Origin of the sequence: Oribacterium sp. C9 (assembly GCF_002007235.1) — a bacterium.
Taxonomy (GTDB): domain Bacteria; phylum Bacillota; class Clostridia; order Lachnospirales; family Lachnospiraceae; genus Oribacterium.
The window spans coordinates 1-19,645 of the sequence record NZ_MUHW01000035.1; the positions used below are offsets into that span (position 1 = coordinate 1).

The following is a 19,645-nucleotide window of genomic DNA, read 5'->3' on the forward strand; positions in this document are numbered from 1 at the left end:
GATGCAATGAGCGCGATAACCGTATAAAGAAGAATATTGGACAGTTCTTCAATTCCATTCATGCTGCCGAGCGGAGTCACTGCAAGCACAGTTCCGAGAATAGTGATAAAAAGAACAGTCCATGTCGCTTTGTCAAAAAACGGAATAATCGAATTCAGATATACGCCGACATACTGAGACAGTGCGGACACAGCAAATCCCAGACCGAGGAGAAATGCAAGGTTCTGCCATAAGAGCGGCTTATTATTTGCCTCCGTCGCCTTGCGGAGAGACTCACCCACTTCATCGATCAGATGAGTATCGGATTTTGTCCAACGGTTAAAAGCTTCATTTCTCGTAAGAGCCCACAGAAGGAACGGGATGTAGATGTTACAGCAGATAGTATCCATGATCAGGGCATATACCATGTTGCCTTCGTCGACGTGCAGTGCCGCCTGAATTGCCAGCATATTGCCGGTTCCACCCATCCAGCTTCCGCAGAGTGCGCCCAGCGGTCTCCATGCTTCCTCCCCCAGGAAACTATGCATCACCGCATAGCTGAGAACAAAACCGATGCCGATGGAAATGCTTGCGCAGAAGAATGCGATCAGCATTCTTGGTCCGAGTCGTACGATCTTTTTCATGTCGCATCGGAGCAGCATCAAAAATACCATCGCGTAGAGAACCGGATTTTTCATGCTGCTGTAAAGTCCGGATGTGGCTTCCAGATCCCAGAGTTTCACGGAACACAAAAGCATAAAGCCCACGTAGATGATGACGACAGGAGGGATAATACCGAAAAACTTCTGTGCGCCTTTACCCCTGCATAATTTGGGCAACATCACAATTATCCCCATGATAAGAATAAGAACTGAAAAATAAACAAAACCGTCTTTAATCATAAAGGCACCTCCCTTCTCTCCAAAATTCTGTATACCGTCCTGAAGCACCATAATCTCTCGAGAAATTCATTTCATGGGTCACTATGAGCATGCTCATATTCATTCATTGTTATTTCGACACAAACCCTTGTTTTGATAACTCTCTTAAAATGTTAAAGAGGTAAGGATATCATTATTGCCCACAACCCATTTTTCGGGATTGCGACGGAATCACGCCATTTTTCAGGCATAAAAAATCGAGGTATTATGCAGTTACCTTTGCAAAACTGATAATACCCCGAAATTAAGCATTTATCTTTTCAAGTGACGTTTAAATGTTGCCGATACTTCGTTACCTTGTCTTATAATAGCTTTAGCTCTATTCGCTGGAGCAACTCCAATACTCACTGCAACTATGCGATCCGCACGGCTCCCAAAAGTCTCCATTTCCGCCTGCTATCGCATCCAGCTGTTCATCCGTTAGTTCTACTCCTGAAGATTTTGCAAGTTCTATCAGTTCTTCCTTGCTTTGACATTTCTCTGCTTTTGCTTTTAGCTCAGGGTCGAGTTTACTGAAATCAAAATTTTTCATATCCATAGTATTCTCCTTTCAAATTAGTGCATGTTTCTTTCCTTGGATCACAGCACTGTGTTCAGTGATGACGTCGCTGGTGAACGTAAGCTTATAATTCTTAAGCTACCCATGGTTTATTTCTTTTATGGTTGGGTTAATGCTAATAGCAGCTTAGGCAGAATCCAAACTGAAAACACAAAAAAAGAACCTCGAATCCATGAAGCACTCGCCATTTCATCTACCGTTCTTCTATCACGACTAGCTTAAGATCTGTGAAGCACTCGCCACATCTCTTTAACTTGTCTTCATTGTACGTATTTTCATACAAAATGTCAACGCGAAAATTATTTTTATTTCTCTGTTTTTAAGCGGTTATATACGAATAATTCAGAAAATAATTTTTGTTTTTCTTTGTTGCGCAAAATATCAGACCCCGGCTTATGAACCGGCTGTGTCAGTCACTTCCGAAAGCTCCGGAATAGACGGCGCGGCTCCGGGTCTTGAAACCGCTATGGCCGATGCTTTGGCAGCTGTTTCCAGTGCCTTTTCGGGTTCTTCTCCCCGGATCAGTGATCCTATGAAGAATCCTGTAAAGGTATCTCCTGCTGCGGTTGTATCAACTACCGGTACACTGAATATACCCTGCTTTATGACTGTATCCCTGTATGCATATACCGAGCCCCTTTCACCCAGAGTCAGCACAACATGCGCCTTCGGGAATTTCTCTCTCAAGCCCGAAATAAGCCCATCGGAATCCTTTGCATCCACTCCGGTAATGGCTGCTGCCTCCACTTCATTCAGCATAAAGTAATCCACCATATCAAGGGGCAATGCCTCTATCTTTTCGTTCATGGGAGAAGGATTCAACACGATCTCCATTCCTGCATCGCGTCCTTTTCCAATGATATAGGAAAGCTCATTTATCTCATTCTGAAGAACCAGATAATCTCCCTTTCCGAAGTGACTGAATGTCTCATCGATATCCGATCTCAGTATCTCCTGATTTGCACCCCCGAACAGAAGTATGCAGTTGTTTCCCGCTTTATTCTTCTGTATGATGGCGTGGCCTGTGGGACCGTCCTTAAATTTGAGATACTCTCTGTTCACACCGGCACTGTCCAGCATGTCGAGAAGGATTCCGCTGTCATCCTTTCCCACAGCTCCTGCGTGAAATACTCTGCAGCCTGCCTTTGCAAGAGCCACTGACTGGTTCAGGCCCTTGCCTCCGCAGAAGGTATTTCTTTCAAGTGATGAAATGGTCTCACCCTCCTGTACGAAATGATCCACTGAATAAACATAATCGAGATTCAGTGATCCGAAATTCAAAACCTTACTTTCCATTTGATATAAACTCCATTAAAACCTCGATGGCTTTATGATACTTTTCAAGCTCCACGCATTCATTTGCCTGATGACAAAGCTCAGGATCTCCGGGTCCGAAGAGTAAAACTCCAGCATCCGGCAGAGCCTTCAGAATGGCTGAACCGTCTGTGAAATAGCTGATTCCAGTATACTCAGGTTCTTCTCCCTGTCTTTCCAGTATATGTTTCAGATCTTTGGTAAGCCTCGCATCCCTTCCGATCTCCACGGAAACTCTTTCATTTTTGACCTCATAATGGCATATGAGCCTCGGATCGATTTTGTTCCTATCCTTAAGTATTTCCGACAGGCAACGTAAAACGTCTTCCTTTGTCTGTCCCGGAACCATCCTTATATCCATGAGGAGCACGCATCTGTCAGGCGTCATATTGGGAGCGACACCCCCCTCTATTTTTGTGACCTGGGCGGTAGCGTGACCAAGGACAGGATTCGATTCCTTCTGAACGGCCGCTTTCAAAAGCGATGCCACCCGCATGCCTTCTTCAATGGCATTTAATCCCTTTTCGGGATAGGCACCATGTCCGGTGATCCCTTCAAAGGATAATTCAAGCCACAAACACCCCTTTTGGGCGATTCCAAGATTAAGATAGGTAGGCTCACCGATAAGGATCTCAGTTACTTTCGGGAGGAGCTTACTCTCCGAAAAGACATTGGCACCGAGTCCCCCCTTTTCCTCATCACAGGTGGCGGCGAAGGTTATGTCAAAGGCAGGCGTGCCCTTTTCCGCTACATGAGCTATGGCATAGCTTAGCATGGCAAGCCCGCTCTTCATATCGCTTGCGCCTCTTGCGAAGACCCGGCCTTCAGGATCCAGAACTGCAGTTCCGGGATCTGTGTTCCATTTATCGAGATCTCCATAGGGCACAGTATCCATATGCCCATTCATCAGGATATGTCTCGAATGGTCCCTTCCGGGGATATGCGTCACGAAATTACTGTGTTTTTCATCTATCTTCTGAATCTCCGAAGAAATACCGAAGCTTTCAAAATAAGCTTTGAGGAACAGTGCCACCTGTCCCTCATCATCTCTGCCATTTACGCTTTTTATGTTTAAAAGATCTGTAAGAAGCTTATCCGCTTCCTCCCATTTGTTTTCCAAGTGGCACCTCTCATGCTTCAAGATAAGCGATAATGTTCGCAAACAACTGATTGTAGGACTCCCAGTTACAGAACTCAGGAGGTGCCCAATGAGGCGCACAGTCTGTGGTGAACACACCGGATCTTCCCTTTCCGTACTTTCCGAAGGCGATAAACGGATCTCCGCATACTGTTGCGAGTACTTCCGCTTCCGGCTTTGCCACTGTCTTATTGTAGCCGAGAACCTGTGGCCATGCCTCGGAAACGCCCTTAAATACAGGGTGATCCTTTGCCAATATCTCCGGCGTTACTCCCTCACAGTGTTCCATTCTGTCATCCAGCGTACTTACTTCAACAGGAAGAACCTCCTGAACTGCGGTGTCATGCCACTTACCCTTTCCGTCTATACCGGAGAAGGTCATATATCCGCCCACCATAAGTAGCGATCCCCCATCCAGAACATAGTCACGCAGTAAATTGCAGCGGTTAGGCTTCTTTACGCTCCGGTTAAAGGTCTCAGTCGGTAAAAGCAGCGTATTGGCGCCGATATCCGACAGAATGATGCAGGAATACTCCTTCAGCTCTTCCAGGGTAAACGGGAAACCATCCATGGCCTCGTGGTTCGGAATGAATACAAACTCATATCCAGCAGCCTTTATGGCCTTTTCCAGCCACTCTTTTCCGGTCTCATATACTGATGTATGAAATGTGTCGAATCCCTTCACGTGTGTAGTGAAACTCATCCATGATTCACCTGCCAGCATTACTTTCTTCGCCATAGTTTTATTCTCCTATTCAGGCGGTCATCCGCCATAATGATTCAAAAAATATTACTGCGTCTTCCCATATGTCAGTATCAGATTCGCATACACCAGTATCGCCTGGAAATAATCCTCTACCGGCACATATTCATTCACTGCATGGCACTGGGCAAGCTTTCCGGGACCGTATTGCAGGACCTTTGCTCCTGCGATGTTCTTCCAGAGTCTCGAATCACAGCCTCCCGGAGAACCTACGATCTTTGCCTCGTGTCCCTCGACTCTGGAGTAAGCCTTCTGAAAAGCCGATACAAAGGGATCTGTTGTCTCCTGTTCAAAAGCGCCACCACATTGATACATGGTTATCTTCGGCATATGTTCTCTGAGCCATGGGTCGGATTTTGCCACCGCCTCCACTGTTTCCGTGAAGGCATCGTATATCTTCTGATAGCTCATGATGACCGGAAGATAATGGATACAGGTCTCAAAATAGCATTCACCTGCCACGGTAGAGCCCGCTGTTCCTCCGTGTATGGTACCGATGTTCAGATTAGGCGCCGGAAGCAGAGGATGCTTATAGCGTAAGAGCCATTCATGCTCCAGCTCCTCCAGTGCACGGATTATCTTCAGTATCTTCTCTATGGCAGAGACTCCGGCCCACTTTTCTCCGGAATGGTTGGATTTTCCTTCCACCTCCACCTTGAAGAACACAAAGCCCATATGGGCCGCTATGAGCTCGCGGTTCGAACATTCGCATACGACCACCGCATCCGCCTTCTGACCGCTCATTATGGCCTGCATGGAGCCGTTTCCGCCTCCCTCTTCATCACAGACTGAAGTTATCTTTACATTGCAGGGAAGCTCGATTCCGGCCTGTTTCAAAAGCTTCACAGCCATGGCGCCTCCGAGAAGTCCCGACTTCATATCTGTGGATCCCAGTCCGTAGAGCTTACCGTCAATTATTGTCGGCTTATGAGGGGGATTGTCCCATTTAGAGAGATCCCCCGGGGGCATGGTATCCATATGTCCGTTGAACATCAGGGTCTTTTCCGTGTCAGCACCCTTGAAGGTGGCATAGACATTGTACCTGTCCTCATAATTGTGACCGGGATTACCTTCTTCATATTCCTTCAGGCATCTTTGTATGGCCTCTTCAGTCATAGGATCCCTCTCTATCTCATCAGCGCCGATTTCCTGAAGGAGCCGGGCAAAATATTCCTGCCCCTCCTTTTCTCTTCCGCCTGCGATTCCGTGTCCGAGATCCTGAGTATCAATGGCAACCAGCTCCATAAGGGGCTTTAGATATTCCTCACGTTTCTCCTCAAGAAGCTTCCTTAGCTTTTCACTTATCTCCATAGTATCTGATCCCCTGTTCGATGATGTCCCAGAAACGCTCTACGTTTATATCAACAGCAACATCACAGTTCGGCTCGCCTCTCCGGAAGAACTCGAAAATATCCGCGTTGGTCCTGCCGTAGCTCTCTTCTGATTTAATGTCTACACTTACGTGACAGAACTTTGTGGTCAGAAGCTCCGGGTCAATGATGGACGCACAGGTCACGGGATCATGGGTAGGACCGCCCTCCCAGCCGAAGACCTCCTTCTGTGTTTTGTTGAAGAATCTCATGAGATCTACAAAGAGATGGGATGCCTTATTGTCTATCTTTGCCATCCTGTCAACGATCTCAGGATAACAAAGGACCTTTCTCGTTACATCCAGTCCCACCATGGTTATGGGAACTCCGGAGGTGAACACCACATATGCGGCTTCGGGATCGCAGTGGATATTGAATTCCGCGGCGGGAGTGACATTACCATTCTGATAGGAGCCTCCCATAAGAACGATGCGCTTGATCTTCTGAATGATCCTGGGCTCCATCCTGATAGCCATGGCAACGTTTGTAAGTGGGCCTGTGGGAACCACCATGATCTCATGGTCCTCCGCTGCCATCAGAGTATCTATCATAAGCTGTACTCCATGCCGGGGGTCAGCTTTCTTCACAAGGGGCTCAAATGTGGGACCGTCCAGTCCTGTTTTTCCGTGGATCTCAGGACAGATCTCTCTGGGCTTCACCATAGCGTTTCCGCAGCCTGCCGCTACGGGAACGTCCATGATCCCTAGATACTGACATACATTAAGCGCATTGATGGTGGTCTTCTCGATGGTCTGGTTTCCGGCGACAACTGAGATCCCCACCAGTTCAAGTTCCGGATAGGCATGGGCCAGCATGATGTTGATGGCATCATCATGCCCCGGATCACAATCCAAAAATACTTTCTGTTTATTCATCTTATCCCCTTATGGGCCAAATAATTTTATATATTTGACCCATCAATCTGCTTTAATTTTTAAGAACATCACGCCGCGGTTATCAGCGAGCTCTTTCTCTTGGTTTCCATAGCCTTCTTTGTAGCCATGGAGATGGCAAGGATCGCAATAGTCGCAACGTAAGGCATCAGAAGCACTAACTGACTCGGAACACCGTAGGCCTGAAGTCTCGCTCCTATTGAATCCGTGAATCCGAAGAACAGGCAGCCAAGGGCTGTAAATATAGGATGGGCTCCTCCGAAATACATGGCGGCAACGCCCATGAAGCCTCGGGCATTGGTCATGTTCTCTACAAACATTGCGGAATATCCGAGAGACAGATGGGCTCCTGCAAGTCCGCCTACCAGTCCTGAAATGGCTATAGCCTGATATTTCATGGAGTTAACATTGATACCCGCAGTCTGGGCAGCCTGAGCCATACGTCCAACGGCTCTTATACGAAGTCCCCACACTGTCTTATAAAATACGAACCAGAGAATGATGACCAGAAGGATAACGAACCATTCTGTGATGGTCCAGTCGTTAAAGGTATCATTCAGGAACTTTACCTTTTCCAATGCCTTTATATGTACCTTTGGAATGGCGATTATCTTCGGATCCGCAAAGGTACCGCTCTGCTTGAGCCAGGCGTTAAGCAGGAATTTGGTTATGGCAACAGCGAACATATTGACGCCCATTCCGATGGCACAGATGTCAGATCTGAATCTCAAATGACTGACAGCCATGACCATGGCTATGCAGAGTCCCCCAAGCATGGCTACAAGGACTCCAAGCGCCCAGCTTCCGGTGAGATAACTCACCGCTACAGCCATAAATGCACCGAAAAGCATTATCCCCTCTGTACCTATGTTAAGGATATCCGCCTGCTGGGTGATGGCCGCGCACAAAGCTGCATAGATGATCGGTGTCGCTGTACGGAAGGTGGAATAGATAAGCGACGCATTAAATATCTTTGAAAATGTCATATTCAGGTCCTCCCTTCTTTCAGATCACGATTCTTCTTGATATCTCCAATGAGATTCATGCAGGCAAAAATGATAAATACCGCTGTGATAGTATCAACCAGAGATTTCGGAACACTGGTTGCCTGCTGCATTCCCATGGCACCGGATTTAAGAACGGCGATGAAGAATGAAATGAGAGGTGCAACGAACATATTGTTCTTGCAGATAAGTGCCGCAAGCATCCCGTTGGTGCCGAGGCCGCTTGCGAAGTTGTTCAGGAAGAATCCGTGAACTCCCAGTACCTCGATCGCTCCTGCGATTCCACCGATGGAACCCGCAAGCATCATTGCAGAGATGAACATTTTTTTAGGATCGGTTCCCGCGAACTCGGCATTTGCCGGGTTTGTTCCAATCTGCCTGAGCTTAAAACCGAAGGCGGTCCTGTACACGAGTGTCATGATAAATACTGTCACTATGATGGCTATGAAAAGTCCTGTATTGGCAGAACTCGGCTTCATGAACTGGGTGAGTCTCACATGTGGATCCACATCCGCAGACTGAGGAAGTGAGGTTCCCGCGCTCATGACTCCGGAAACCAGGTAATTCGTGATGTAAAGGGCCACAGAGTTCATGAGGATCGTACAGCACACTTCAGAGACATTGAAATAAATGCGCAGAACTCCGGGAATCATGGACCATAGGGAAGCCACCAGCATAGCTCCCATAAAGCATGCTATGAGCTGCAAAGGTCCCGGAAGGAAGGTCCAGTTGATTCCTATATAGGCGGCTACTATGCCTCCGAGGAACACACAGCCTTCGATTCCGCAGTGAAAGGCCCCGGCCTTTGCCGCAACTATGAAGGCGAGTGACGTCAAAAGGAGCGGTGTAACTCCCGCCAGTGTGGTTCCCAATTTCAGTTTGCCGTTAAAGGCACCTCTGATAAGGGCAGCATATGCCTCCACGGGACTTTCTCCCTGCAGAGCCACGACTATAGCTCCTGCGCCTAATGCCAGCAGCATGGATAAGAGGATATTTAATGCAGCTTTTGTTTTTTCGCTCATGCTTCTCCTCCTTCCTTGCCGCTCATCATAAGCATTCCAAGTTCTTCTTCATTGGCCTCTTCTGCATTTAAGCGGCCTGTTATCTTACCGTTATGCATAACGATGATCCTGTCGGAAAGAGACATGATCTCTTCAAGCTCTGCAGATACCAGCAAAACTCCCAGTCCTTTTTCCTTTACATCCTGAAGGATGCTTCTGATGGACTCGATAGCTCCGATATCTACACCTCTTGTCGGCTGTGATGCCACAAGAAGCTTTCCGCCAAGAGTAACTTCTCTCGCAACTACCACCTTCTGGGCATTTCCTCCTGACAGATATGAGGTGGGAAGCTCTGCCTTCGCAGGCCTGATATCGAATTTTTCAATAAGCTCTTCAGCGAACTTTTTCACAGCATCTTTTTTCAGGAATCCGTTTTTAGAGAAGGGTTCCTTATCCAGAGTCACTTCGATGAGATTATCTCCGATGGAGAACTGACGGTTCAGCCCTCTCGTGTTTCTGTCCTCAGGAATATGAGTGAGACCGGCTTCTCTTATTTTCTTAACCGACAGGTTGGTAATGTCTTTTCCGTCCAGTATGACCTTACCCTTTTCTACTTTTCTGAGTCCTGTGATGGCTTCTATCAGCTCGCTCTGACCATTTCCATCGATACCTGCAACTCCGACGATCTCACCGGCCCTTACATCAAAAGAAAGCCCTCTTATCTTACTGATCTCCTTTTCGCCTGAAGTCCAGAGGTCTTCAACCTGAAGAACTGCATCTCCTACTGAAGACTTCTTTTTCTCTATGTTCAGGAAAACGTCTCTTCCGATCATCATGCGGGCAAGTTCGTTTTCATTGGTGTCCACCTTGTTCACGGTACCCATGTAGGTTCCCTGCCTCATAACGGATACTCTGTCGCTTATTTCCATGATCTCATTAAGCTTATGGGATATGAATACTATGGATTTTCCATCCGCCTTCAGGTTATTCAGGATCTCAAAAAGACGTCTCGCTTCCTGCGGTGTCAGAACCGCTGTAGGCTCATCCAGTATGATGATATTGGCGCCTCTCGTCAGGATCTTTATGATCTCAACTCTCTGGGCCTCACCGACTGAGATCTGGGCTATTTTCTTGTCCAGCTGAATATCCATATTGTATTGATCGATATATTTTTGTACAGTCTTTCTGGCTGTGGCAAAATCTATGGTCAGCCCCTTTGTAGGCTCAAATCCGAGGATGATATTCTCAAGAACAGTAAGCTCCTTTACAAGCATGAATTCCTGATGCACCATTCCTATTCCGGCCTCTATAGCCGTCTTTGGAGTAATGCTTTCATATTTTTTTCCTTCAATGGTCACAGTTCCTGCATCAAAGGGATACATTCCATATAAAAGCTTCATCATGGTGGATTTACCTGCACCGTTTTCTCCAATCAGTGAATGTATCTCTCCTTTTTTCAGATTAAACTCACCATTTTTGACAGCCTGAACGCTTCCAAAAGTCTTTTTTATGCCTTCCATGCTTACGATGTATTCGCTGTCCAATTTTTCACCCGCTTTCTTTAGTATATATTGCATATTTCCATGGGATCATATTTGACCGGTTGTCTCACAGTCTTTTCATATGATCAAGGTGATGAACCTACAGAAAGAGCTCTTCCCTCCGCAGCGTTTTGCAATTGCGCAACACTCCAGTAGAAGAGCTCATATCTAACCGGATAATCCCCGGAATGTATCGATCAGTATTTATTTAGCTGAAGGTCCGAATCCTTCGTAGTTATCAACTACGATCTCACCGGAAACGATCTTCTTTTCAAGTTCTGCGACCTTGTCAACTATATCCTGAGGGAACTTGTCTCCAAGGGCTTCCTTGATAACTGCAAAATCTGTAAGGCTTACACCGCCGTCAGCAACTGTAAGATAAGAAGTGCTTCCGCCCTGGAAAGTATCTTCTACTACAGACTTGATGGTGAGGTAGCAGGCTGTGTCAACTCTCTTTACCATAGATGTAAGCACATGTCCAGGCTGGTCATTATCCTGATTAAGGTCAACACCGATGGCGTATTTTCCTGCATCTGTAGCAGCCTCAAGGATACCTGAACCTGTACCTGATGCAACATTCATAACGATATCAGCACCCTGCTCATACTGTGCAAGTGTGAGCTCCTTGCCCTTCAGAGGATCGTTCCAGGTTCCGGCAAAAGCCTGAAGAATCTGGATGTCAGGATTGATGTACTTTGCGCCCTGCTCGTATCCTACATAGAAATCATGAAGTACAGGAATATCCATTCCGCCTACCCATCCGATAATGGCATCACCGTTAACTCCGTCGATATCGGTCTTCTCGGTGAACATAGCGGCTGCAGCTCCTGCAAGGAAGGAACCCTGATTCTGAGCGAAGCTTATAGACTGTACATTTGGTGCATCAACTGTTGTATCGATGATGGCGAATTTTACATCCGGATACTCAGGTGCATACTCCTGAAGGTATTCCTGGAAATTAGAAGAAGAACAGATAACGAGATCATAACCATCCTCACAGGCAGAAAGAAGATTTGCCTTCCACTCGTCCGGTGTTGTTCCTTCCAGATTCTTGAGCTCTATACCAAAATCAGCTACAGCCTTCTGAGAACCTTCATTACAGGAATCGTTGTAGGACTTGTCTCCCAGATTTCCTGAATAGGCAACACATACACGGATCTTTGATTTCTCGCCACTGTCTCCTGATTTCTCTTCAGCTTTTGACTCTGTTTTTTCCTCAGTCTTTGCTTCCTGTTTTGTCTCAGTAGTTGTGGAAGAACCGCCGCAGGCAACAAGGCTTGCTGCCATTCCGACTGCAAGGAACATAGCTAATACTTTCTTTTTCATGGATTCCCCTCCTTTATGTGTCCATGACACGAATTAATTGAAAACTAATAAAAGTATAACGCTGTTTAAATGCGCGTACAACAAAATATACAATTTAATTTACAAATTGATGTCTTACATATGTTGAAAATCACTTTTAAATTGTATGACAAGCCTGTCGCTTATAGTTAGTGTGCCTGTATGATATGATACATCATTCCGGCGCTGTATATAGTTTTAACATGCGGTTGAATAAAGACAGAGAAATTAAATTAATAAAGACAGAGAAATAAAAAGCACGCTTCCCAAAAGGAAACGTGCTAAATAAAGCTTTTTGTGTATCACTTTACGCCCATGCGGATAAGACCTATGACCTTACCGAGTATCTGGCAGTCCGGGACTATGATAGGATCCATAGTATCGTTTTCAGGCTGGAGTCGGATGTGACCGTTTTCCTTGTAGAAACGCTTTACGGTTGCGCTGTCTTCTACCAGTGCAACAACTATCTCACCGTCACGACAGGTGTTCTGCTGTTCTACTATGACCTTATCACCGTTTAAGATACCGCAGTTTATCATGGAGTCGCCCTTGACTGTGAGCATGAAGACCTTCTGATTCGGAAGGATATCTACAGGTATAGGGAAATACTCGCTTACATTCTCTTCTGCAAGTAAAGGAAGACCGGCTGCAACTGTACCGACTAAAGGTATCTGTGCTACCTCACGTGCCGGTTCCTCTGAATGGAATTCGGATGTGGTGATCATAAGAGCTCTGGGATGTGCTGGATCCTTTTTGATGAGCCCCATAACCTCAAGATCGTTTATATATGTAAAGACACTGGATGTTGACTTAAGACCTACGGCAGCACATATATCTCTTACAGAAGGCGGATAGTTACGTTCGATAACGCACTGCTTGATATAGTCAAATACTGCCTGCTGTTTAGGGGTCATATGATTTGGATCCGGCTGCTTTTTGTGTCTACCCATGATAAAACTCCTTTTGTATGTTTGATATAAAAATTTTACCACAAACATCCGTTCATTGCAAGAATCATATAAACATTTGTACGAAAAAATGGCTTAAATACATTTTTAAATTCAAGTGTACAAAAAATGGCGGTCAAAAAAATGACCGCCATAGCTATATAGGTACAATATAAGATTATCTAATGTGTTCTATATTTGATTTTATTCATCAGCCGGCAAATAACTGTACCCAATAGCGGTAACCGCTTGCGTCCTCATAGAAACCAACGCCTATTTCCGAATAATTCCTGTTCAGAATATTCTTTCTGTGACCGCTGGAGTTGAGCCATGAAGTCATAACAGAATCCGGAGTACGCTGTCCGCAGGCTATATTCTCGCCCTTGTATCCGTCATCATAGCTGGAGCCATCCATAACCGTGAAACAGCTGCTTCCATCAGGTCTTGAATGACTGAAAGACTCTGTGAGCTCTTCTGCTCTTATATTGGCAAGCTCACAAAGCTCATCTGAAAGAGAAAGTTTAGAGCTGCCGTTCTTTTTTCTTGCTTCATTTACGAGCTTAAATACTTCTTCCTGAAACTCACGGACATCAGAGGCTGATGAACGGTTATTTACGGAGCTGCCTGAAGTGCCGTAGGAATATCCATAATTATAATACGTATAGGAATCCGATGTATCTGAATCGTTATAGCTGTCATAGGTATCCACATCCTCTGCTTCATCAGCGATAACGGCACCGTCAGAGCCGATATACAGTCCCTCAGGGCTGTAGGTGTCATGGAGCATGATGCCATTTTCATCAAAACAGTATCTTTTTCCGGATAATTTCACCTCTTTGTTTGTGATCATCCTGCCGTCAGGTCCTAAGTAGTACCAGTTATTTCCTGAATTTATCCAGGCGTTACACTGCATCGCTCCGGATTCGCTCATGTGATACCATGAGTCTCCGATCTTTATCCATCCGGTGCTCATGATACCGTTACTGTCTATATAGTACCAGCTTTGATTGTCATTTACCCAGTTGCCATATACAGGCTGACCGCTTTCGTTTAAATATCTCCAGCCTGCATCGGTTGCCTGCCAGCCGGCTGAGGCTGAGAAGCTCATAAAACAGCATAAGCTGAGAAGTGTAAGGGCTAGTTTTTTCATAATTAAGGTTCCTTCCGTATTTTGACTTCCTGTCAAATTATAAACTATCTAATGATATATAGGTTAAGGTCGGCAATATTTAAATACAGCCGAATCATCTTGCTGATCTATGTTCAATTATTCTTATGCCATGTCTTCGGCATGAAAATGAGCATAACAGGGAGTATCTCGAGACGTCCGGCAAGCATATCTATGGTGAGGATGATCTTGCTGATGTCTGAATACTCTGCATAATTGCAAACGGGTCCTACTGCTCCGAGTCCCGGTCCGATATTGTTGAAGGTCGCTGCAACTGCAGAGAAGTTGGTCACAAAATCGAACTTATCGAAGGATATACCGAAAACCGACACCAGGAAAATGAGGAGATACATGATCAGGTAACAGTTAACCGATGTAACAACGGACTGCTCTATTCGCTTTCCTTCCAGACGTATGTGTCTCACAGCCTCAGGATGGATAAGTACCAGAAGCTCCTTTCCTATTTCCTTGAAAAGGATGATGACTCTGGATACCTTGATTCCACCGCCCGTGGATCCTGCACAGGCTCCGCAGTACATGAGGAACAGAAGTATCATCTGGCTTGCCTGTGGCCAGGTATCAAAATCCAGTGTCGAGAATCCCGTAGTGGTAATGAGGGATGCTACGGTAAAGAAGCTGTGATGAAGTGTGTAAAGTATATCGCCGCCGTACATCTTCACGATGTTGAAGGCTATGAAAATAGATGAAATAAAAACTATGCTGAGATATACTCTCGCTTCCTCGCAGTGTAACGCATCCTTGAATTTACGCTTCTGGAACAGGTAGTAAACATTGAAATTCACACCGTACATCAGCATGGCAATGGTGATCAGAACCTGACTGAACATGCTGTAATCCGCCATTCCCGAATTACGGACTGCAAATCCTCCGGTTCCGGCTGAACCAAAGGCTATACACAGTGAGTCGAACAGAGACATTCCGCTGAAAAAGAAAATGACTACCCATGCAACTGTAAGCCAAAAGTAGATCTTGTACAGCGCCTTTGCGGTATCTGCGACTCTCGGTACCATCTTGCTGACATCAGGTCCCGGTGATTCTGCCTTCATTATCATCATATTGTAGCCGCCGCCCAGAGGAAGTATGGTGAGTACCAGAACAAGTACTCCCATTCCGCCGACCCAGTGGCTGAAGGAACGCCAGAAAAGAAGTCCCTTGCCGAGATGTTCAACTTCGCCGAGTATGGAAGCTCCGGTGGTTGTGAAGCCGGAAACGATCTCAAATACCGCGTCGATATAGTGAGGTATGGTGCCGCTTATATAGAAGGGCAATGCTCCTATCAGGGACATCACCACCCAGCTCAGGGCACAGATAACGAAACCCTCACGCACATAATAGGCGGTTCGCTTCGGCTTCATGAGTGTTCCCAATGTACCGACGAGGAAGGCAATGACAGCGCTTATGCCAAGAGCTGTAAACGCCCAGATTTCCTTATATATCAATGCACATCCCATGGGCAGCAGCATAAGCGCGGCTTCCAGCTGCAGGACCCATCCCAGTACATAGACGATCATATTAATGTTCATGTAACAAAGCTCCCTTATGCAAGAATATCCTTCAGGTCTTTGAAGCCTGTATTCGTTGTGATAACTATGACGCTGTCTCCCGGAAGCATGAAATCCGATCCGCCCGGAGTGATAAGCTTGTTTTTGCGAACGATGGCTGCGATAAGAACATTGTTCTTGTACTTAAGCTCCGCAAAGGTGTGCTTGATGAGTTCAGGATCATTTCCGACCTTGAATTCGAGAGCTTCCGCTCTTCCATCAGCGATCTTGTAAAGGGTCTCGACATTGGAACCCTGTGAGTTCTGAAGAGCGCGGACGTACTGTACTATGTGATCTGCTACGATCTGCTTTGGATAAATGATGGATCCGAGACTTAAGTCATTGATGACACTCTCGAAGGTGATCCTGTTTACCTTTGTAACGAGTCTCGCGTGGGACTGGCTTCTTGCGTAAAGAGAAAGCATGATGTTCTCTTCATCAAATCCTGTCAGTGAACAGAAGGCGTCAGTGTTTTCAAGTCCCTCTCTGAGAAGGAGATCCTGATCAGTACCGTCTCCGTTAATGATAGTGGCCTCAGGGAACTCGTCAGCGAGGAAATTGCATCTCTCCTTGTCGATCTCAATGATCTTTAATCTGCAGCGAAGCTTTGAGTCACGAATGTACTTTGCGATATAGTAGGTAACACGACCGCCGCCTACGATCATGACTTCCTTGATAGGTGAAAATACTATTCCGAGCTGCTTGACGAAAGCATTGGCATGCTGGGCGTTGGCAACGAAGCTTATAACATCGCCTGCCTGAAGATCGTTCATACCGGATGGGATGATGACCTCTTCACCTCTTTCGATCGAACAGATGAGGATGTTGATGTTCAGTGTACGGTGGAGCTCCTGAAGCTTCAGACCGCAAAGAGGGCTGTTCTCAGGAACCTTTACACGGATGAGATCGATCTTTCCTCTGGAGAAGTTGTCGATCTTTATGGCTGAAGGGAAACGAAGAAGTCTCTCCACTTCCTTGGCTGCAGCCATTTCCGGATTTATGACCATAGCGAGGTTAAGCTCATCGCGGAGATATGGTATCTCGGTCGTGTACTCGGGATTTCTGATGCGGGCTATGGTGCTGCAGTTACCTTCCTTCTTTGCGATAAGGCAGCAAAGCATATTGATCTCATCGGAATCAGTAGCGGCGATAAGAACATCCGCATTCTTTACGCCTGCCTCCTGCTGTGTCTGAAGCATGGCACCGTTTCCGATTATGCCCATTACGTCGAGAGAATCCACTGCATGACCGAGCGCCTTTTCGTTATTGTCGATGATGGTGATATTGTGATCCTCTTTGCTAAGCTGGGCAGCAAGAGTCATTCCGACCTTGCCGCAACCTACAACTATAATATTCATGTGAAATAATTACTCCTTTTGTTCCCGCTCGTCCAGATCCCTCTGCAAAGGTTCCAGATAATGGACGAACATATCCTTCAGTGAACGGACCGCATAATTGTGATCCAGTTCATCGTAGTTAAAGGATTTCTTTCCGCCGTTTTCCATTCGCTCCCAGAAGAAGTTGATATCTCTGAAAGGGATGTAATAGGTCTCATTTCTTGCTGTAAATGAAAGTATGATAAAGCTAATGCCGCCCTGCTCTTCAAACTCCCTCATAAATCTCACCTGATGAGGATGAAGGTTCGCCAAAGGCCAAAGGTCCTTCGCGCATTCCTTGGCATCAAAGCAGACAGGTATGCCCTGAACCACACCGATGTAATCAACGGTGGATTTCTGCTCGAAATATGCCAATGTTATCTGAGTGTGGTCGGCATTCATATTTATGGGGGTGATGGGGGTGGGGATCTTCTGAACAACCGCAAGATGCTTCGCCTGATATGCCTCATTTGTACGGTTGATCAGATCCTCAAGCTGTGAGCCTCGAAGCCCTCTTGACTTCCAGGTTCCCATTATACGTGACTTTCTTTAAGCCAGCTTTCCCAGTCTGAAACCATGACAGCCTTGTCATCGAAATAGTTGATGCGCATAGCTTCACGGCACTCTGAAAGAGTCTGGTTTGTCACCTTAACGGCATGGTCTGTACCGGCCTTTAAAATGTCGTAAACATCGCCGATATTCTGCTCCCACTTGGCACGCTCTGTACGGATAGGATCGAGCATTTCCTCAACGACCTTGAGAAGGAACTTCTTGCACTTCATGTCGCCAAGACCGCCTCTCTGATAGTGCTCCTTCATCTCCTGAAGATTCTTGTAATCAGGAAGGTAATCCGCGAACTGGCTGTCATCACGAAGGAAGGCGTCGAGATATGTAAATACCATGTTGCCCTCGATATGTCCGGGATCGTCAATGTTTATGTGGGTAGGATCTGTATACATGCTCATGATCTTCTGCTTTACAGACTTTGAGTCATCGGAAAGATAAATGCAGTTTCCAAGAGACTTTGACATCTTTGCCTTTCCGTCGATTCCCGGAAGTCTGCGCTGTGCAGCAACATCAGGGATGAGGATGTCCGGCTCAACAAGTACGTCGCACTTGTAAAGAGTGTTGAAGCGGTGTGCGATCTCGCGGCACTGCTCAACCATAGGCATCTGATCCTCTCCGGCCGGAACTGTTGTAGCCTTGAAGGCTGTGATATCAGCTGCCTGAGAAACAGGATATGTAAAGAAACCTGCAGGAAGACCTGCTTCGTTATCATCACTGTCATTTCCGCTGAAGCCGCGCATCTGCATCTCTGACTTTACAGTCGGGTTTCTGGAAAGTCTCTGTGTTGTAACGAGATTCATATAGTAGAAAGTAAGCGCGTGCAGTGCAGGAATGGCTGACTGAATGGAAATAAAAGCCTTATCCGGGTCGATGCCTACAGATAAGTAATCCAATGTAACTTCGATTATATTGTCACGAACCTTCTTAGGGTTTGCCCAGTTATCTGTTAATGCCTGATCATCGGCAACAAGAATGTTGATCTCATCGAACTTGCCGGAATTCTGAAGTTCTACTCTTCTCTTGAGAGATCCGATATAATGACCGAGATGGAGTTTTCCGGTTGGTCTGTCACCGGTAAGAATGATTTTCTTTTCACTGTCTTTAGCTAACATGTGTGCCTCCGAAAAAACTTGTAGTAAAGGTAGGTGCGCCATGAATGCTATCACACGCTTATGTACAGGTGAGTGATAGTATTCATGACACTGATATCAGATTATATCATACTAGAATGCATTTTTAAACAAACTTATAGCTCCGCCGTCTATGGAAATCACGTCAAATCGGCAGGGTATACCGGTTAAGCTGTGATGCTTGAATATGAGGTAAGCCTCTGCGACCTTTCGTATGAGCATTTGCTTTCTTCTGTCCACAGCTTCACAGCCGAAACCGTGCAGGGAGCTTTTTCTTGCTTTAACTTCAACAAAAACGAGACAGCTACCATCTCTTGCGATGATATCTATCTCGTTCTTGTGAAAGCGCCAGTTGCGCTCCAGTATGATATACCCGTTTTTTTTGAGATACGAAGCCGCTATGTCTTCCGAGTGCTGTCCCTTTTCGTGATTCGCCTGTCGCCGGCTGCCCCGAAGGGCAGACAGATTCTCAGCTTCAGCTGATCTTGCTGCTTTTTCAGTGAAAACTGAGGGGATGGATTTTTGATTATCTGATGAATTATTCATTTTTCTTTCCTGTCAGACGAATTTCTTTATAAAGGAACGTCTGTGTATAGGGCATGGTCCCAGCTCCTTCAGGGCCTGTATGTGTGCTGCGGTTCCGTAGCCCTTATGCTTTGCGAAGCCGTAACCCGGATATTTCTCATCATATTCCTGCATAAGATGATCCCTCGTTACCTTGGCAAGTACACTTGCGGCTGCTATGGAAACAGACTTCGCATCGCCCTTTATGATGGAGATCTGAGGTATATCCACTCCCGGGATAGTCACCGCATCATTTAACAGAAGCTCAGGAGCCTTTCCGAGTCCCTTTTCTTCAAGCATCTTTGAAGCGAGACTGATAGCCACACGCATGGCCTCATAATCCGCCTGAAGTATATTTATCTCGTCGATAGTAGCTTCATCGATTATTCCTACGCCGTATGCCAATGCCTTTTCCTTTACCTCCGGAAAAAGAGCCTCACGTCGCTTCTCGCTGAGCTTCTTTGAGTCATTGAGATAAAGTATC

General features: G+C 46.1%; 19 protein-coding genes. All 19 read right to left on the bottom strand.

Features of this window, described 5'->3' with window-relative positions; all coding sequences use genetic code 11:
• On the bottom strand, positions 1–881 hold an 881-nt coding region (locus BXO88_RS15245; RefSeq protein ID WP_168171743.1), incomplete at its 3' end, for a DUF819 family protein.
• Positions 882–1,239: 358 nt separating this feature from the next.
• Positions 1,240–1,458 (bottom strand): Nif11-like leader peptide family natural product precursor, encoded by a 219-nt coding sequence (locus tag BXO88_RS15250; protein ID WP_078038587.1) that lies wholly within the window; start codon positions 1,456–1,458, stop codon positions 1,240–1,242.
• A 414-nt stretch (positions 1,459–1,872) separates the two neighbouring features.
• Positions 1,873–2,775 (bottom strand): ribokinase, encoded by a 903-nt coding sequence (locus BXO88_RS15255; RefSeq protein ID WP_078038588.1) that lies wholly within the window; start codon positions 2,773–2,775, stop codon positions 1,873–1,875.
• Positions 2,765–3,913: a M20 family metallopeptidase gene (locus BXO88_RS15260; protein WP_168171744.1), complete on the bottom strand. Its 1,149-nt coding sequence runs from the start codon at positions 3,911–3,913 to the stop codon at positions 2,765–2,767. Before BXO88_RS15260 ends, BXO88_RS15255 begins: the two co-directional genes overlap by 11 nt.
• 10 nt (positions 3,914–3,923) lie before the next feature.
• Positions 3,924–4,670, bottom strand: a complete 747-nt coding sequence (locus BXO88_RS15265) for a glutamine amidotransferase (RefSeq protein ID WP_078038590.1) — start codon at positions 4,668–4,670, stop codon at positions 3,924–3,926.
• A gap of 51 nt (positions 4,671–4,721) precedes the next feature.
• Entirely contained in the window at positions 4,722–6,005 is a 1,284-nt protein-coding gene (locus tag BXO88_RS15270) for a M20 family metallopeptidase (RefSeq protein WP_078038591.1), read from the bottom strand.
• Entirely contained in the window at positions 5,992–6,939 is a 948-nt protein-coding gene (locus tag BXO88_RS15275) for a nucleoside hydrolase (protein WP_078038592.1), read from the bottom strand. Before BXO88_RS15275 ends, BXO88_RS15270 begins: the two co-directional genes overlap by 14 nt.
• Before the next feature lie 68 nt (positions 6,940–7,007).
• Positions 7,008–7,943, bottom strand: a complete 936-nt coding sequence (locus BXO88_RS15280) for an ABC transporter permease (protein WP_078038593.1) — start codon at positions 7,941–7,943, stop codon at positions 7,008–7,010.
• 2 nt (positions 7,944–7,945) lie between these two features.
• Complete coding sequence (locus BXO88_RS15285) at positions 7,946–8,983, bottom strand: ABC transporter permease (RefSeq protein ID WP_078038594.1); 1,038 nt, start codon at positions 8,981–8,983, stop codon at positions 7,946–7,948.
• Positions 8,980–10,482 (bottom strand): ABC transporter ATP-binding protein, encoded by a 1,503-nt coding sequence (locus BXO88_RS15290; RefSeq protein ID WP_442944944.1) that lies wholly within the window; start codon positions 10,480–10,482, stop codon positions 8,980–8,982. Before BXO88_RS15290 ends, BXO88_RS15285 begins: the two co-directional genes overlap by 4 nt.
• 225 nt (positions 10,483–10,707) lie before the next feature.
• Positions 10,708–11,829 carry a BMP family lipoprotein gene (locus BXO88_RS15295; protein ID WP_078038596.1) on the bottom strand — a complete coding sequence of 374 codons (1,122 nt, stop codon included), beginning with the start codon at positions 11,827–11,829 and terminating at the stop codon, positions 10,708–10,710.
• A 320-nt stretch (positions 11,830–12,149) separates the two neighbouring features.
• On the bottom strand, positions 12,150–12,797 hold the full coding sequence (gene lexA, locus BXO88_RS15300; protein WP_078038597.1) for a transcriptional repressor LexA: 648 nt from the start codon (positions 12,795–12,797) through the stop codon (positions 12,150–12,152).
• 208 nt (positions 12,798–13,005) lie between these two features.
• On the bottom strand, positions 13,006–13,944 hold the full coding sequence (locus tag BXO88_RS15305) for a CAP domain-containing protein (protein WP_078038598.1): 939 nt from the start codon (positions 13,942–13,944) through the stop codon (positions 13,006–13,008).
• A 113-nt stretch (positions 13,945–14,057) separates the two neighbouring features.
• Positions 14,058–15,506, bottom strand: a complete 1,449-nt coding sequence (locus tag BXO88_RS15310; RefSeq protein WP_078038599.1) for a TrkH family potassium uptake protein — start codon at positions 15,504–15,506, stop codon at positions 14,058–14,060.
• Between the two features lie 14 nt (positions 15,507–15,520).
• Positions 15,521–16,882: a Trk system potassium transporter TrkA gene (gene trkA / locus BXO88_RS15315; RefSeq protein ID WP_078038600.1), complete on the bottom strand. Its 1,362-nt coding sequence runs from the start codon at positions 16,880–16,882 to the stop codon at positions 15,521–15,523.
• Between the two features lie 9 nt (positions 16,883–16,891).
• Complete coding sequence (locus BXO88_RS15320) at positions 16,892–17,434, bottom strand: Holliday junction resolvase RecU (protein ID WP_078038601.1); 543 nt, start codon at positions 17,432–17,434, stop codon at positions 16,892–16,894.
• Positions 17,434–18,579, bottom strand: coding sequence for a tryptophan--tRNA ligase (trpS, locus tag BXO88_RS15325; protein ID WP_078038602.1), 1,146 nt, complete (start codon positions 18,577–18,579; stop codon positions 17,434–17,436). The genes BXO88_RS15320 and trpS overlap by 1 nt, the downstream gene beginning before the upstream one ends.
• 111 nt (positions 18,580–18,690) lie before the next feature.
• Complete coding sequence (locus BXO88_RS15330; protein WP_078038603.1) at positions 18,691–19,143, bottom strand: YraN family protein; 453 nt, start codon at positions 19,141–19,143, stop codon at positions 18,691–18,693.
• Between the two features lie 12 nt (positions 19,144–19,155).
• On the bottom strand, positions 19,156–19,645 hold a 490-nt coding region (locus tag BXO88_RS15335; protein ID WP_078038604.1), incomplete at its 5' end, for a ribonuclease HII.